We start from the raw sequence: 16,972 nt of genomic DNA, 5'->3' as shown, positions 1-16,972 counted from the left end.
GACTTATCTCTTTTTGATAAAAGAGAGAAAAATTGCTTGGAGGAAAGTATGAAAGAAGAAAGACGGAGTTTTGTAAAAAAAACTCTAGGTGCAAGTGCTCTTGTAGCTGCAGGAAGTGCAATTCCTGTAATGGCAAGCAGTGCAAATAGCAGTGTTTCAAGTTCAAATGGTGTCGTTGTTGGAAAATCTCCTAAAAAAGAGATTTTATATAAAGAAACAGCCCAATGGGAAGCTTTTTATAAAGCTAGTTATTAAGGAGTAAAAGATAATGGGTAAAAATATACTCAATGACTTATCTTTGAAAATAGGAAGAAGAAATTTTCTTAAACTTGCTTCAATCGGTGCAGGAGTAGGGGCAACATCAATGTTTGCTTCTGGTAATACTGTAAGAGAAGCAACAAAAGAAGAGATAAAAAATCCTTTTCCAGGTTCAAAGAAAGTAAAAACAATTTGTAGTATTTGTTCTGCAGGTTGTGGAATTGTAGCAGAAGTTCATAATGGTGTTTGGGTAAGACAAGATGTAGCTCAAGACCATCCAATTAGTGAAGGAAGTCACTGTTGTAAAGGTATTGACCAAATTGATTTAGTAAAAAGTAAACAAAGAGTTAAGCATCCTTTAAAAAAAGTGGCTGGTAAATGGCAAAGAATTTCTTGGGAACAAGCTATAAATGAAATATCTGAAAAGATGTTAAAATTTAGAAAAGAGAATGGTCCTGATGCAGCAATGTTTTTAGGCTCTGCAAAGTTTAATTTACAACAAGCTTTTTATTTTAGAAAGTTTGCTGCTTTATGGGGTACAAACAATATCGATCACGTAGCTAGAATCTGACATAGTGCAACAGTTGCCGGTGTGGCAAATACATGGGGTTATGGCGCTATGACAAATCACTTTGGTGATGTTGTTGAAAATTCTAAAGCTATTTTAATGATAGGAGCAAATTCAGCTGTAGCAAATCCAATTGGATTTAAGCACTTTCTTCAAGCAAAAGATAGAAACAATGCTAAGCTAATAGTTGTTGATCCAGTATATACAAAATCTGCTGCAAAAGCTGATCATTATTTAAGAATCAGAACAGGTACGGATGTTGCATTTATTTATGGGTTATTACATGTTATTTTCAAAAATGGTTGGGAAGATAAAGAGTTTATTGATAGTCGTGTTTATGGAATGGATGGAGTAAGGCAAGAAGCTGAAAAATGGACTCCAGAAGAGACATCTGATGTTACAGGTATTCCTGCTGAACAAATTATTCAGCTTGCTACACTATTAGCAAAAACAAAACCTACAACAGTTGTTTGGGCATTAGGTATCACACAACATAGTACAGGTACATCAAATACAAGAATTCTTCCAATACTTCAATTAGTACTTGGAAATATGGGTAAAAAAGGTGGAGGATGTAACATTATTAGAGGACATGATAATGTACAAGGTTCTACAGATATGTGTTGTCTTGCTGATAGTCTACCTGGATATTATGGCTTAAGTGAAGCGTCATGGAAATATTATGCAAAAGCATGGGGTATTGATTTTAATTGGTTACAAGGAAGATTTCACTCTCCAAAATGGATGCATGAAAAAGGTTTTTCACTTGCAAAATGGTGGCAAGGTGTATTACAAGAAGAAAAAACATATTCTTCAAGTCCTATTAGAGCTTTATGGGTTCAAGGTACTGGTATTACTTCAATGGCACAAACTGCAAAAGTACAAGAGGCTTTAGATAAATTAGATTTATTGGTAATTGCAGAACCATTTGTAAATGAAGCAGCAGTAATTACAAGTAAAAAAGATGATATTTATATTTTACCAGTTGGAACACAATTTGAAACAGAAGGTAGTGTAACTGCAACAAATAGATCTTCTCAATGGAGAAGTAAAGTTGTTGATCCATTATACGAAAGTAAAACTGACCATGAAGTAATGTTTGAGTTTGCTAAGAAATTTGGTTTTTATGATGAATATGTAAAAGCTATGAAAATGGATATTGTTGATGGAGAAATTAAAGTTGTAAAAAAAGATTACAATTGGCCTGATGATGCTTCAAATGAAATTGCAAGAACAGTAAAAACTATTGGACTTGGTGGATGGACAGCAAAAAGATTAAGAGAACACCAAGAAAATTGGCACTTGTTTGACCCAATAACATTAAGAGGTTATGGGAAAATGAAAAATCAATATTATGGATTACCTTGGCCTAGTTGGGATAATAATCATCCTGGAAGTCCTGTTTTATATGATGTTGATACACCTGTAAATAAAGGTGGAATGGGATTTAGAAATAGATTCGGTTTAGAACATGATGGCGTTTCACAACTTGCTGATGAGAGTATTAGTGTAAAAGGCTCTAATATTAAAGGTGGATATCCAGAAATTACAAAAGATAATATTGAAGAAGTTCTAAAAATTAAATTGACAGAAGATGAAAAGAAAAAAATTGGTGCAAACTGGAAAGTTGATTTAAGTGGAATTATTCAAGAAAAATGTAGAGAAAAAGGTGTTTGTGTATATGGAAATGCAAAAGCGAGAGTTAAAGTTTGGACTTTTCCTGATCCTATTCCAAAGCATAGGGAGCCAATTCACTCTCCAAGACATGATTTAGTAATGAAATATCCAACTTATGAGGATCAAACAAATAATTTTAGAGTTGATGTAAGATTTAAATCAGAACAACAACAACAAGATTGGTCAAAAGATTTTCCTACAATGCTTGTAACTATGAGGGTTGTAAATTTAAGTGGTGCTGGTATGTTAGAAAGAACAAGTAAATATCTTTCACATATTACTCCTGAAATGTTTGCACATATAAATCCAGAATTAGCAGCACAACATGGATTAAGAGATGGTGATATGATGTGGTTACATTCACCTCAAAATACAAAAATTAAAGTAAAAGCTATTTATAGTCATAGTGTTACTCCTGATAGAATTGCTTTACCATATAACTTTGCAGGAATGATGCAAGGTGTAGATATGAGTGCAAATTACCCAGAAGGAACAAAACCATACGCAATAGGTGAGAGTTCAAATACAATCACAAATTATGGATTTGACATTATTACACAAATACCTGAATTCAATGCAGGTCTTTGCAAAATAGAAAGAGCATAGGAGTAAAGTATGAGTGAAATGTCAAGAATGAAATTTTATTGTGATGAAGATAGATGTATTGAGTGTTTTGCTTGTTCGGTTGCTTGCTCAGAAGCACATGAGTTACCAACAGGAATTAGTAGAAGAAAAGTAATAACATTAAATGAAGGGAAAGAGAGTTTAGAATACTCTTTATCAATAGCTTGTATGCATTGTACAGATGCACCTTGTGAGCAAGTATGTCCAGTTGATTGTTTTTATATCAGAGAAGATGGAATAGTACTTCATGATAAAGAGACTTGTATTGGATGTGGATATTGCTTATATGCTTGCCCATTTGGAGCTCCACAGTTTCCAAGAGATGGAGCATTTGGAGCAAAAGGAGCAATGGATAAATGTACAATGTGTGCAGGAGGTCCATTAGAAACTAATTCAAGTCATGAAAGACATATGTATGGACAAAATAGAATAGCAGAAGGGAAAGTTCCTTTATGTGCAGCTGTATGTTCAACAAATGCACTTTTAGTAGGAGACTCACAAAGAGTTTCCCAAGTATATAGAACAAGAGTTCTTTCAAGAGGACATAATCATACTGCAACTCCAAAAGCATGGAAGTCTGCATATGGTTCATAAGAAAGTATTAATATGAGATTTAAATATATAATTTTAATACTTATATCATTAGCTTCACTGGCATTTGCCAGTGAAAGTGCAATATTTGGAAAAGATTTAATTCCAAATATATTAGCTTATGATAAAGAAGGATCATTACATTTAGGTAAATGGTTTACTTTATTACAAAGCACATATTTTAAACCTATATTCTTAGGTGTATTATTAGGAGTACCAGCAGTCTTTTTTATACACTATAAAATTATAGGACCAATGATTTTTTCTCATGACAGAAAAAAGATTTATGTTTTTTCAGTATTTAATAGAGCAATTCACACAATAGCTGCAATATCATTTATGCTACTTATACCAACAGGAGTAGTTATGGTATTTGGTGATTTTTTTGGTGGTGGTGAATTCGTTAGAATAAATAAAGATATACATGCAATTTCAACATTGCTTTTTGTTATTTCAGTAATACCTATGTTAATGATGTGGTTTAAAGAGATGCTTCCTACAAGTGATGATATAAAGTGGCTTATGATTTTAGGAGGATACTTAAATAAAAGAAAAGATCCTATTCCAGCAGGAAAGTTTAATGCAGGACAAAAAATGTGGTTTTATGTATGTACTTTTGGTGGAATAATAATGATTGCAACAGGTGCAATAATGTTTTTCCAAGACTTTAAATTTGATTTTATTGCATCACTTGGTTTATCACAAATTGATTTACTAAGAGCAAGTGCAATAGTTCATAATATATTAGGGTTTGCAGTTTTAGCATTGTTTATGACACATATTTATATGTCAGTATTTGCAATTAAAGGTGCAATTCATAGTATTTTAACTGGTTATAAAGAAGAAGAAGAAGTGGAAATTCTACATAGCTCTTTTTATAAAAAGTTAAATAAAGATAAAAAAATCTAAATATTAGTGAAAATTCTCTCAATCTTTGAGAGAATTTTTATTAAATTTTAAAACTTTTTAAAATTCTCTCAAAATTGATTTAAATCAATAAAAAAAAATGAAAAATTATTTAATTTCATGATTGATTTCTTAATATGCAAAGATTGCATATTTTTAGAAATATGATACTATGGTATTAGTAAAAAATCAAAAATAAAAGTAAATAAAAAGTAACCAAAAAAGAGTAATTTTTTTACTTAAAAAAAAGTGTTCCCTTTTTTTACATTTATCCTTCAATTACCCATTATAGCTTTCATCCATTCACTATAAACTAAGTTATATTTAAAGTTTATAGTCATACAATTAGGTAAATAAAAATTTACCAAAACGAAAAAGTGACAATTTAGATTGGTAAAAAATATGACGATAATTGTCCTGTTTTAATAGTCATGAAAATGTTACTTTTTATTTTGGCAAGGAAAAAAAATGAAAGAACAAGAAGTTAATAAAGCAAGAGCCGTATATTATAAAATCTTTAGTGGTTTTTTTGTTTATCTAACAGATCAAAGTAAATATTTTGAATTATTAAGTTTACTTGATATTGTGAAAACAAATCCATTGGATAATGCTTCAGGTGAAGCTTTTACTAATATTGCTAATAAACTTCAAAAAGATTCAAATGTGGTTTTATTACAAGAATACGATGATATTTTTCATAATCCACATACTACACAAGTTAGAACAACTGCATCATTTTATGATGAGCAAGTTGAAAGCGGTAGAAAAAGAGTCCAAATGCTTGATTTTTTAGCAAAAACTAAAATAAGAAGAGATGAAAAAAATTATTCAGAATATGAAGATAGTATAGGGTTTATTTTTGCTGTATTATCTGAATTGGCAAATTTAGTAGCTGATGGAGAAGAACAGTATAAAACAGTTCAACACTGTATATTTGCTGATGTATTAAATGAGTTTGTTGATGAGATTTCAAGAACTATATATGAACATGAAAAAGCAGATATTTTTAAAGATGTTATTGTTGCATTATTATCTTTCATGGAGTTTGAAAGATTGTATTTAGAAGTTTCAAGAGCAAAACCAAAAGAGTATAAAAAACAAGTCGATGAGAAAGAGACTATTTCTAAAGAAGAGATGGAAAGAAGAGCACGAAATAAAGCTGCAAAAGCAGCAGGGGCAAAAAAACAAGATGATGTTTTTATCACTTATGATGTAGAGAGTGATATTTAACTAATAACTTCTAAGAGACAAAGAAAGAGTAAGATTTACTTTTTCTTTGTCTCTTAGAGACTGAAAAAACAATAAGGATCAACTATGCAAAACGAAAGAAGACAGTTTGTCAAAAAAAGTGCAATGGTTGTCGGTGCAAGTGTAGCTGTTGGTGCTACTACACTAGCTGCGAGCGGAAAAGGTTATGAAGCCGATTCTAATGGTGTTGTTATAGGGAATTCTAACAAAAAAGAGATTCTTTATAAAAAAACAAAAGCTTGGGAAGATTATTACAAACAAGCAAAATAAATAAAAAGGTGTTAGTATGTCAAATAGTACATATGATGCATTAAAAGCTAAAGTAGGTAGAAGATCATTTATTAAAATGGCTGCTGTTGCTACGGCTTCTGGTGCTGTAAGCGCTTTTGCAAGTAATGATGGTGTTACTAGAGAAGCAACTGCTGAAGAGGTAAAAAATCCTTTTCCAGGTTCGAAAAAAGTAAAAACTATCTGTACTGCATGTTCTGTAGGATGTGGTATTATTGCAGAAGTACACAATGGTGTGTGGGTAAGACAAGAAGTTGCACAAGATCATCCAGTTTCACTTGGAGGTCATTGTTGTAAAGGTGCTGATATGATTGATATGGTTAGGTCAGAAGTTAGACTTAAACATCCAATGGTAAAAGAAAAAGGGCAATGGAAAAGACTTTCTTGGGATGAAGCATATGAAAGAATCTCTAAGAAAATGAAAGAATTAAGAGAAAAAGAAAGCCCTGATTCAACAATGTTTTTAGGATCAGCAAAAATGAATACAGAGCAAGCTTACTATTTTAGAAAGTTTGCAGCAATGTATGGAACAAATAATATAGATCATCAAGCTAGAATCTGACATAGTGCAACAGTTGCCGGTGTGGCAAATACATGGGGTTATGGCGCTATGACAAATTCTTTAGGTGATATACAAAATGCTAGATCAATAATTATTTTTGGAGCTAATCCAGCGGTTAATCACCCAGTAGGATTCGCACATTTTCTTAAAGCAAAAGAAAGAAATAATGCACAAATAATTGTAATAGATCCAGTGTATACTAAAACAGCTGCAAAAGCTGATCATTTTTGTCAAATTAGACCAGGTACTGATATTCCATTTATGTATGGAATGTTGAATATTATATTTAAAAATGGCTGGGCAGATGAAAGCTTTATCAATGATAGAGTTTATGGAATGGATTTGATTAAAGAAGAAGCTAAAAAATGGACTCCTGAAAAAGTTGCTGATGTAACTGGTGTTCCTGCTGATAAATTAATTCAAATTACTAATGTTTATGCTAAAAATTCTCCAGGTACATTAATCTGGGCTATGGGTCTAACTCAACATACAATTGGTTCTTCTAATACAAGATTAGCACCAATCTTACAACTTGCTCTTGGTAACATGGGTAGAGCTGGTGGTGGAACAAACATTTTAAGAGGGCACGATAACGTTCAAGGTGCTACTGATATGGGATGTTTAGCTAACACACTTCCAGGTTATTATGGTTTAGGTGATGGTTCATGGAAATATTTCGCAAAACAGTGGAATGTAGATTATGAATGGTTAAAAGGACAATTCCAATCTCCTGAATGGATGAATAAAAATGGATTTACACTTGCTAGATGGTGGGCTGGTGTACTTGATGGTAAAAATGGAAATGATAAAATCCATAATGGTAAAACAGGTCTGAAAGCTCTTTTTGTTATGGGTAATGGTATTACATCTGTTGCACAACAAGCAAAAATCAAAGAAGGTCTAGATAGTTTAGAACTATTAGTTTTAGCTGATCCTTTTGTAAATGAAGCAGCTGTATTAACTGATAAACAAGATGATGTTTTCTTATTACCAGCAGCAACTCAATTTGAAACAAGTGGTTCTGTAACTGCTACAAATAGATCTGCTCAATGGAGAAGAAAAGTTGTTGAGCCATTATATGAATCAAAACCTGACCAAGAAATTTTATTTGAATTATCAAAAAGATTAGGTTTTTATGATCAATATACTGCATCTATGAAAGATAGTAGCGGTAAATTTACATGGCCTGAAGATGGAACAAGAGAAGTTGCAAGAGTTATTAAAACTATTGGTTTAACAGGATGGACTCCTGAAAGACTTAAAAAGCATACTGATAATTGGCATATGTTTGACCAAGTATCACTTAGAGGTTATGGAGAGATGAAAGGCGAGTATTATGGTTTACCATGGCCTTGTTGGACAGAAAATCATAGCGGAAGCCCATTACTTTATAACACGAATTTAAGTGTAAAAGATGGAGGTATGGGATTTAGAAATAGATTTGGATTAGAACATGATGGAGTTTCACAATTAGCTGCTAAAGGTAGTGCACCAAAAGGCTCTAAAGTTGATGGAGGATATCCAGAAATTACAAGAGATAACATTGAAGAAGTTCTAAAAATCAAATTGACAGAAGAAGAGAAGAAAAAAATTGGTAAAAATTGGAAAGTTGATAGATCTAATATTATTGCAGAAAAATGTATGGAAGCAGGAATTGCACCATATGGAAATGCAAGAGCTAGAGCTAGAGTATGGACATTCCCTGATGAAATTCCAATGCACAGAGAGCCATTACACTCTCCAAGACAAGATTTAGCTAAAAAATATCCTGCTTATGTAGATAAGGATAATCATTTTAGAGTTGATACACAATATATCTCTAAACAAACAGAACAAAACTGGTCAAAAGATTTCCCTGTTAACTTAGTTACAGGAAGACTTGTAAATATGAATGGTGCTGGTATGGAAAATAGGGCATCTAAATATCTTGCAGCATTAAGTCCTGAAATGTTCTGTGGTATTAATCCAGAATTAGCAGGTCAGCTAGGTGTAAGAGATGGTGATATGATCTGGATTCACTCTCCTGAGGGAACAAAAATTAAAGTAAAAGCTAAATATTCATATTCTGTTAGCCCAGATAGAGTATTTTTACCTTTCCACTTTGCAGGACACTTCCAAGGTGAAGATATTAGTCATAAGTATCCAAAAGGAACAAAACCTTATGCTATTGGTGAAAGTGCGAATACTGTTACTAACTATGGTTATGACATTATTACACAAATTCCAGAGACAAAAGGCGGATTATGCCGAATAGAAAGAGCGTAGGAGTTTAGCTATGAGTGAAATGTCAAGATTAAAATTCTATTGTGATGAAGGTAGATGTATTGAATGTGATGGATGTTCAATTGCATGTGCTGAAGCTCATGAATTACCAGCTGGTATTAATAGAAGAAAAGTAATAACATTAAATGAAGGAAAAGAGGGATTAGAATACTCTTTATCAATAGCTTGTATGCATTGTAATGATGCACCTTGTGAGCAAGTATGCCCAGTTGATTGTTTTTATATCAGAGAAGATGGAATAGTACTTCATGATAAAGAGACTTGTATAGGTTGTGCTTATTGTTTATATGCTTGCCCATTTGGAGCTCCACAATTTCCAAGAGAAGGTGCCTTTGGAGCAAAAGGTGCAATGGATAAATGTACAATGTGTGCAGGAGGACCACTAGAAACAAATAGTGAGAAAGAGAGACATATCTATGGACAAAATAGAATCTCAGAAGGAAGAGTACCTGTATGTGCGGCAATGTGTTCAACAAAAGCATTATTAGTAGGAGATGCACAAGAAGTAAGCGCAATATATAGAGAAAGAGTTCTAGCAAGAGGTCATGGGGTACAAACATCACCAATGACTTGGAGTAGAGCATACGGAACAAAATAAGGCTAATGATGAAACGAAAAATGATAATCATCTTTTTAGCTTTGACTACAGCAGCATTTGCTGCTGATAGTGCTATTTATGGTGAAGAATTAATAACAAATATATTAGGTTATGGAAAAGAGGGTTCATTACATTTAGGTCAATGGTTCACAGTACTTCAAGGGAAATATTTTTCAATAGGGTTCTTAATAGTAGCTCTTGGAATACCAGCAGTATTTTTAATACATTATTTAATAATAGGACCAAAAGTATTTTCACATGATAGAAAAAAGATACCAGTATTTACAATATTTCATAGGGTAATCCACTGGATTGCAGGAGTATCGTTTTTAGTACTAGTACCAACAGGTTTTATCATGGTGTTTGGTACAACATTTGGAGGAGGAGAGTTTGTAAGAATATGTAAAGACTTACATGCTTTATCAACAATACTGTTTTGTATATCAGTAGTACCAATGTTAATAATGTGGTTTAAAGAGATGCTACCAACAATGGATGATGTAAAATGGATGATGATACTTGGTGGATACTTAAGTAAAGTAAAAAGACCAATACCAGCAGGTAAGTTTAATGCGGGACAAAAGATGTGGTTTTGGGTATGTACATTTGGAGGGATTATAATGATTCTAACAGGTGCAGTAATGTTTTTCCAAGACTTCGAATTAGCAATAATAAAATCAATGGGATTAACACAAATCGACTTTTTAAGATTAAGTGCAATAGTACATAATATATTAGGTATGGCAGTAGCAGCATTATTTTTCACACATGTATATATGTCAATGTTTGCAATAAAAGGTGCGATACATAGTATGATTATAGGGGATAAAGAAGAAGAGGAAGTTGAAATCCTTCACAGCACTTATTATAAACAATTAAAAGAACAAAATAAAGTTTAAACTGAAAATAAAGTATAGAATAGAAACTGGGAAGATTTAAGTTCTTCCCAGTTTTTTTTTATTATAATATATTTTAAAATATTAGTTAAAGTGAAAATGTGGATAATCAAAAATATTTAAAAAAAGTAATAATAGATAAAGTATCAGGAAATGAAGCCGTTGAGTTTGATGATGTAACAATTGAAGAATCAAGATTAAATCTATATTTAAATGGAGAAAAGGCTATCTCTATGATGTGTATTCCAATAGATCAAGATGCACATGCAATTGGTTTTTTAATGAGTGAAAATGTTATATCAAATATTGATGATGTAGAAGAGTTGACTTTAAGTGAAGATGGATTAAGAGTTGATATTAAAGCAAAAATCAATGAAGGTTCATTGGAAAATTTATATACAGAAAAAACTCTTGTAAGTGGTTGTGGAGGAGGAGTTACTGGAAATGTTGAAGGTAATGTTGAAATACCTTTTAATCAAGTCTCTTTCCAAGTTAAACCTGAAACAATATCAACAGAAGTAAAAAAGTTTTATGAAGAGAGCGAACTTTATAAGTTAACAGGGTGTGTACATAAAGCAATGATTTATTTACTTGATGGAACAACAGTGACTTCTGAAGATATAGGAAGACACAATGCAATTGATAAAGTTGTAGGAAAGTGTAAACTTAAAGGTTTAGATACAACTAAATCAGTTTTATTTGTAAGTGGAAGATTATCTTCTGAAATGGTTACAAAAGCAGTTATGCATAAAGTTCCTATTATAGTTTCAAGAACAGCACCAACGTATCTTGGTGTACAAACTGCACATAAACATGGAGTTACATTAATAGGTTTTGCTAGAGGTAAAAGAATGAATTTATATACACATCAAGGAAGAATTGATGTCTAGTATTGATGATAATATTGACATACAACTTGATAATATACAAAAAGAATTAATTTTAACAAATTTAGACGAAGATGGTAAACTATCTTGTCTAAAAGCTTTTAAAGTTGCAAGATTAATTGGTAAAAAACCAAAAGAGATGTCTGCAATTACAAAAAGTTTAGGAATAAAGATCACAAATTGTGAGTTAGGTGTTTTTGGAAAATTAAAATTTCATGATCCTCATATAGAAGTTTATAATAGATTAAAACAAAATTATATGGGACACAAAGAACTTGGATGCAAAGTTTTATGGGAAGAAGCTCAAAAATCTACTTTAAGAACTGTTGGTTCAACAGTAAAAAACTCTGATATTGAAGTAACACATTGTCAATTAGGGTGTTTTAGAGAAAAAAAAGGTAAGAAAAATGAAAGTAAAAATAAAAGTTTGGATTGAAGACGATGAAGAAAATCTAATTTTTGGAAGTGGGAAAACAGAAGTTTTAGAAAATATAGATAATACTGGTTCTATTGCAGAAGCAGCAAAAAAAGTGGGAATGAACTACAAAAAAGCTTGGACACATATTAAGATTTTAGAAAAACATATTGAAGAAGATTTAGTTCTAAGATTCAAAGGAAGAGGAGAAAATAGTGGCACAACGCTTACTCCAAAAGCAAGAGAAGTTATTCAAACATATAAAATATTAGAACATGATATAAAAAAATATTCAGAACAAAGATTTAAAGAACTATTCCATAAAAATGGGAAAGAGATACTAAGTCCAAAGGAGGATAAATAGTGTATAAGTTAAATTTTTTATTGTACCCAAATGTGCAAAATTACCATATTACAAAAGAAGAATCTCTTAATGTTTTAAGTAATAACGACACCTTTTATGAATTGAAAAAAGAGTTTATTGCAAAATATAATTTTAATGATTTAAAAACAATTGATTTTTCAAAAGCAGGGGTATTAGGTCTATTATTAGATTTAAAAGGAAAAATTGCTGTAAGCAAAGGAGAATCAGAAGCGATTATCCAAGCAGCACAAGAGTATGAAAAGTTAGGTTTAGAGATAACTTGGCTTGAATTAAAAAAAGATGGAAGTGTTGATTTAGATATTTTAGAAAAAAGTAAGTTTGATTTTATTTTTATATCTTCATATGTGATGGATACTTTTGTTAAAACACAATTAAAAGATATAAAAAAGTTAAGTAGTGCAAAAATTATTTCAAACTGTAGTGCTAACTTTGATGAAAATTGTGATATTGCAATTTTCGATTCTTATAAAATATGTGGATATACAAGCAATGCAATAATTTTATTTAATGATGAATTTGAAGAACAAAATATTGCAAATTTAGATTCAATTGCTGTAAAACTGACTTTTGAAGCTTTAAAAGAACAAAAATTTAATACAAGTAATAAAGAGATTTTTATAGAAGAATTACAAGCTATTTTTAAAGAGGATTTATACTTTTTTGTAGATTCTAAAACAACATTAGATTACTCTTTACACTTTGGATTAAAAGCAATTAAAGCAAGAGAACTTATAAGAACATTATCTTTATCAAATATACTTATTACAAATGGAGAGGGTTGTTCTTTAGGACTATCTAAACCTTCAAGAATTATTCAAAGTATGGGATATGATGAATTAACTAGTAGAAATGCAATCTCGATATCTTTTAATGAAGAGTATACAAAAGAGGATATTCAAAAAATATCAAAACATTTTTATAAAAAATATAGACAAATAAGGGTTTTAAATGAGCAATAAACTAACATACTTAGAATTTGATGAGGCAGTAAAAAGAAGTTTGGAACTTGTACATGCTACAACACTTACTCAAATTGTTCCTTTATTAGACTCTTTAGGTAAAGTTGTTGCACAAGATATAATATGCCAAAAAAATCTTCCATCTTTTAATAATTCAGCTATGGATGGATTTGCTTTTAATCATGATGATATTGGTAAAACATTAAATATTAAAAGAGTAATTTATGCTGGAGATAAAGATGAAAAAGTTCAAGCAGATTTAAAAGAGGGCGAATGTTATAAGATTATGACAGGAGCACAAGTCCCAAATGATGCTGATACTATTGTTCCAATTGAAAATTGTATTGATGTAACAAAAAGTAGTCTAACTTTACCTATTGATATTAAAAAAGGAAGTAATTTAAGATTAAAAGGTGAAGAACAAACAAGAGGAAATATTTTATTTAAAAAAGGTGAAATAATTGATTCTTCTCATATTGCACTTTTGGCTTCTCAAGGTATCGTAATGCTTGAAGTTTTTAAGGATATCTCAATTGCTGTTTTATCAACAGGTGATGAATTAAAAGAACCATGGCAAACTTCTAATGAAGATGAAATATATAATTGTAACTCTTATGCATTAGTTGCACTTTTGAAAGAAAAAGGTTTTAATGCTACATATAGTGGAGTTATTCCTGATAATTTAGAAAGTTCAAAGAAGTTTATTTCTAATTTGAAAAATTATGATGTGGTTATAACAACAGGAGGTATTTCTATGGGAGATGCTGATTTTGTTGCACAAGCATTTTTAGAAAATGGTTTAGAAACTTCATTTCATGGAGTAAATGTAAAACCTGGAAGACCTATAATGATGGGTAATATGGGTAAAACTACTGTAATGTCACTTCCTGGGAATCCATTGACTGCGATGGTTAATATGCATCTTTTTGCAATTCCTGTATTAAAAAAACTTCAAGGAAGTAACTGTTTTTATCATGATGTGATAAAAGCAACAAATCAAGAAAATTTTAAAACAAAACAAGGAAGAGTAAACGTAGTGCTTGGAACTTGTGAAAATGGAGGTTTTAAGGTAACAAGAAATAATAAATATGGTTCTGGGATGATTACTGCTTTATATGAAAGTAATGCTTTATTGGTAACAAATAGTGATACTAAAAACATAGAGTGTAATCAAGAGGTTGGTGTTATTAAATTTAATAACAAACTATTAGAAAAAGAAATAGATATTTTTAATTAAACAATTTAATTTTTTATAAAAGGGAAAACAATGAAATTCAATAAATTAGCAATGCTTTTAGCATCAGTTTCAATGGTAGTATCAACAAACTTAATGGCAAAAGATTTAATGATGGCTACAACTACAAGTACAGATAATACTGGATTATTAGACTATCTAGCACCAAAATTTCAAAAAGAGACTGGAACTACTTTAAAATGGGTTGCAACAGGAACTGGTAAAGCTTTAAAAATGGGGAAAAATTGTGATGTAGATATTCTTTTTGTTCATGCACCAGCAAGTGAAAAAAAATTCGTAAATAGTGGATATGGAGTTAATAGAAAACAAGTTATGTATAATGACTTTGTAATTATTGGTCCAAAATCTGACCCTGCACATGTTGATGGTATGACTCCAAGTAAAGCTTTAGCAAAAATTAAAGAAGCGAATGCAAACTTCTTTAGTAGAGGGGATAATTCAGGAACTAATAAAAAAGAGATTAGTTTATGGAAAAAAGCTTTATCAAAGGCTCCTGAAAAAGCATCATGGTATGTTCAAACAGGTCAAGGTATGTTAAGAACTATTAACATGGCTGCTGAAAAAGATGGATATACAATGACAGATAGAGGAACTTGGATTAAATACCAATCTCAAAAAGCTGATAAAAATAGTATGAAAATTGTTGTTGAAGGTGATAAATCGTTATTTAATCAATATAGTGTAATTACAATTAATAAACAAAAATGCTCTAATGTAAAACCTGAATTAGCAAAACAGTTTACAAACTGGATTATTAAAGATGAAACACAAAAATTTATTGCAGATTTTAGATTATTAGGAAAATCTTTATTTATTCCTAATGCAGATAAATAGTAAGTTTTTACAAGGTAAGAGTATAGGATGAATCTTTTTACTGATGGCTTTAATGAAGCTATACAATTACTTGTATCAGGAAATGATAGTGTTTATTCAGCAATTGCTGTAACAATCACTGTGTCTTCTTGGTCTTTATTTATAAGCTTAATTATAGGCCTTCCTTTAGGTTTTTTGCTAGGGTATTATAATTTCCCTGGCAAGACCGTTGTAAGAACTATCGTAGATACACTTTTAGCACTTCCTACTGTTGTTATAGGTTTAATAGCTTATACAATGCTTTCGCGAAGTGGTGTATTTGGAGAATTTGGTTTATTATTTACTCAAAAATCAATTATTATAGGTCAAGTTGTTTTAGGGCTTCCTATTATTATTGCTTTAACTGCAACTCAAGTAGAAGCTGTAGATAAAAGACTTTATTTATCTTTAAAAGGATTAGGTGCTAATTCAAGACAAATTCTATTATCAACACTTATTGAAGCTAGATTTGGACTTATGACAGCTGCAATGACTGCTTATGGAAGAATTGTTACAGAAATTGGAATTTCTATGATGGTTGGTGGAAATATTAAATATCATACAAGAACAGTTACAACAGCAATTGCACTTGAGACAGGAAAAGGTGAATTTATTACAGGTATTGCACTTGGATTAGTTCTATTTTGTGTTGCTTTAATGGTTAATATTGCTTTATCTATGTTAAAAAGGAAATGGACACAGTGAAGTCTTTATATGAATTAAAAAATATAGAACACTACCATAATGAAAAAAGAGTTTTAAATATAGATAAATTGATATTAGAACAAAGTAAAATTACAGGTTTTTTTGGTCCAAATGGAAGTGGAAAATCTACACTATTTTCTATATTGTCTTTTGTATCAAAACCTACTTTTGGAACAGTTTTATTTAATGGAGTTGATAGTAAAAAACTTGAACATAAAGTAAAACAAGATATTGTAATTCTTCCACAAAATCCTTATTTGTTAAAAAGAAGTGTTTTTGATAATGTTGCTTATGGTTTAAGTTTAAGAAATGATATTAAAAACTTAAATGAAAGAGTTAGCCAAGCACTTAAACAAGTAGGATTAGAAGACTCTTTTCAAAATAGAAAATGGAGTCAACTCTCAGGTGGAGAAGCTCAAAGAGTCGCTTTAGCCGCAAGATTGATTTTAAAACCTAAGGTTTTAATCTTAGATGAACCAACCTCAGGAGTAGATACAAATTCAGCTCAATTAATAAAAGAAGCTATATTTTTAGCAAAACAAAAGTGGGATACTACTTTATTTATTTCTAGCCATGATCATAATTGGTTAAATCATACTTGTGATAAAAAAGTTGCACTTTTTCAAGGAAAATTAGTTCAAAGTGGAAGTATAAATTTAATTTTTGCTCCTTGGAAAAAAGCTTCTAATGGAAATTTAATAAAAGAGTTCTTATGTGGACAAAAACTAATATTTGAAAATAGTACTTCTAAAAAAAGAGACTCAATCGTAATGATAGGTTCAGATGATATTTATTTAAATAAAAAAAGTTCTAATAGTGTAAAAGCTGTAATAACTTCTATATTTAAAGAGAACTGTGCTAATCAAATGTTAGTTGAGTTTGTTATTGGAGGTATTACTTTAAATGCTAAACTTTCAAAAAATATTATAGAAGAAAAAAGACTACTTCCAGGAAGTGAAGTAGATGTTACAATAGATACAAGCAAAGCTTGTTGGATTTAAATTTATTATATATA

The 16,972-nt window shown here is 30.7% G+C and carries 17 protein-coding genes; all 17 read left to right on the top strand.

What is annotated here, in order from left to right; all coding sequences use genetic code 11:
• Positions 1–48 precede the first annotated feature (48 nt).
• Entirely contained in the window at positions 49–255 is a 207-nt protein-coding gene (locus AMRN_RS09920; RefSeq protein ID WP_099312700.1) for a Tat pathway signal protein, read from the top strand.
• Between the two features lie 13 nt (positions 256–268).
• Positions 269–3,109 (top strand): formate dehydrogenase subunit alpha, encoded by a 2,841-nt coding sequence (locus tag AMRN_RS09915; protein WP_118897434.1) that lies wholly within the window; start codon positions 269–271, stop codon positions 3,107–3,109.
• A gap of 18 nt (positions 3,110–3,127) precedes the next feature.
• Positions 3,128–3,721, top strand: coding sequence for a formate dehydrogenase FDH3 subunit beta (fdh3B, locus tag AMRN_RS09910; protein ID WP_196777524.1), 594 nt, complete (start codon positions 3,128–3,130; stop codon positions 3,719–3,721).
• A gap of 12 nt (positions 3,722–3,733) precedes the next feature.
• The gene (locus AMRN_RS09905) at positions 3,734–4,627 is read left to right on the top strand and encodes a formate dehydrogenase subunit gamma (protein ID WP_099312619.1); all 894 of its coding nucleotides are present in this window, start codon (positions 3,734–3,736) and stop codon (positions 4,625–4,627) included.
• 465 nt (positions 4,628–5,092) lie between these two features.
• A complete protein-coding gene (locus tag AMRN_RS09900) occupies positions 5,093–5,854 on the top strand; it encodes a TorD/DmsD family molecular chaperone (RefSeq protein ID WP_099311110.1) in 762 nt (253 codons plus the stop codon).
• A gap of 84 nt (positions 5,855–5,938) precedes the next feature.
• Positions 5,939–6,142 (top strand): Tat pathway signal protein, encoded by a 204-nt coding sequence (locus tag AMRN_RS09895; protein ID WP_079577814.1) that lies wholly within the window; start codon positions 5,939–5,941, stop codon positions 6,140–6,142.
• A gap of 16 nt (positions 6,143–6,158) precedes the next feature.
• Positions 6,159–8,987 (top strand): formate dehydrogenase subunit alpha, encoded by a 2,829-nt coding sequence (locus tag AMRN_RS09890; RefSeq protein WP_099311109.1) that lies wholly within the window; start codon positions 6,159–6,161, stop codon positions 8,985–8,987.
• Positions 8,988–8,997: 10 nt separating this feature from the next.
• On the top strand, positions 8,998–9,603 hold the full coding sequence (fdh3B, locus tag AMRN_RS09885; RefSeq protein ID WP_099311108.1) for a formate dehydrogenase FDH3 subunit beta: 606 nt from the start codon (positions 8,998–9,000) through the stop codon (positions 9,601–9,603).
• 8 nt (positions 9,604–9,611) lie between these two features.
• On the top strand, positions 9,612–10,502 hold the full coding sequence (locus AMRN_RS09880) for a formate dehydrogenase subunit gamma (RefSeq protein WP_099311107.1): 891 nt from the start codon (positions 9,612–9,614) through the stop codon (positions 10,500–10,502).
• Between the two features lie 98 nt (positions 10,503–10,600).
• Positions 10,601–11,389, top strand: a complete 789-nt coding sequence (gene fdhD / locus AMRN_RS09875) for a formate dehydrogenase accessory sulfurtransferase FdhD (RefSeq protein WP_079577819.1) — start codon at positions 10,601–10,603, stop codon at positions 11,387–11,389.
• Entirely contained in the window at positions 11,382–11,822 is a 441-nt protein-coding gene (locus AMRN_RS09870; protein WP_099311106.1) for a ModE family transcriptional regulator, read from the top strand. Before fdhD ends, AMRN_RS09870 begins: the two co-directional genes overlap by 8 nt.
• The gene (locus tag AMRN_RS09865; RefSeq protein ID WP_099311105.1) at positions 11,794–12,165 is read left to right on the top strand and encodes a winged helix-turn-helix domain-containing protein; all 372 of its coding nucleotides are present in this window, start codon (positions 11,794–11,796) and stop codon (positions 12,163–12,165) included. Before AMRN_RS09870 ends, AMRN_RS09865 begins: the two co-directional genes overlap by 29 nt.
• Positions 12,165–13,145 carry a cysteine desulfurase gene (locus AMRN_RS09860; protein ID WP_099311104.1) on the top strand — a complete coding sequence of 327 codons (981 nt, stop codon included), beginning with the start codon at positions 12,165–12,167 and terminating at the stop codon, positions 13,143–13,145. Before AMRN_RS09865 ends, AMRN_RS09860 begins: the two co-directional genes overlap by 1 nt.
• Positions 13,135–14,382 (top strand): molybdopterin molybdotransferase MoeA, encoded by a 1,248-nt coding sequence (locus tag AMRN_RS09855; protein ID WP_099311103.1) that lies wholly within the window; start codon positions 13,135–13,137, stop codon positions 14,380–14,382. The genes AMRN_RS09860 and AMRN_RS09855 overlap by 11 nt, the downstream gene beginning before the upstream one ends.
• Before the next feature lie 30 nt (positions 14,383–14,412).
• Entirely contained in the window at positions 14,413–15,234 is an 822-nt protein-coding gene (locus AMRN_RS09850) for an ABC transporter substrate-binding protein (RefSeq protein ID WP_099311102.1), read from the top strand.
• A 27-nt stretch (positions 15,235–15,261) separates the two neighbouring features.
• Entirely contained in the window at positions 15,262–15,957 is a 696-nt protein-coding gene (locus AMRN_RS09845; protein WP_099311101.1) for an ABC transporter permease, read from the top strand.
• Positions 15,954–16,958, top strand: coding sequence for an energy-coupling factor ABC transporter ATP-binding protein (locus tag AMRN_RS09840; RefSeq protein ID WP_165772929.1), 1,005 nt, complete (start codon positions 15,954–15,956; stop codon positions 16,956–16,958). The genes AMRN_RS09845 and AMRN_RS09840 overlap by 4 nt, the downstream gene beginning before the upstream one ends.
• Positions 16,959–16,972: the final 14 nt, after the last annotated feature.

Origin of the sequence: Malaciobacter marinus (assembly GCF_003544855.1) — a bacterium.
GTDB lineage: Bacteria > Campylobacterota > Campylobacteria > Campylobacterales > Arcobacteraceae > Malaciobacter > Malaciobacter marinus.
Note: the sequence above shows the minus strand (reverse complement) of the source record. Positions and strands in the feature narration are given on the sequence as shown.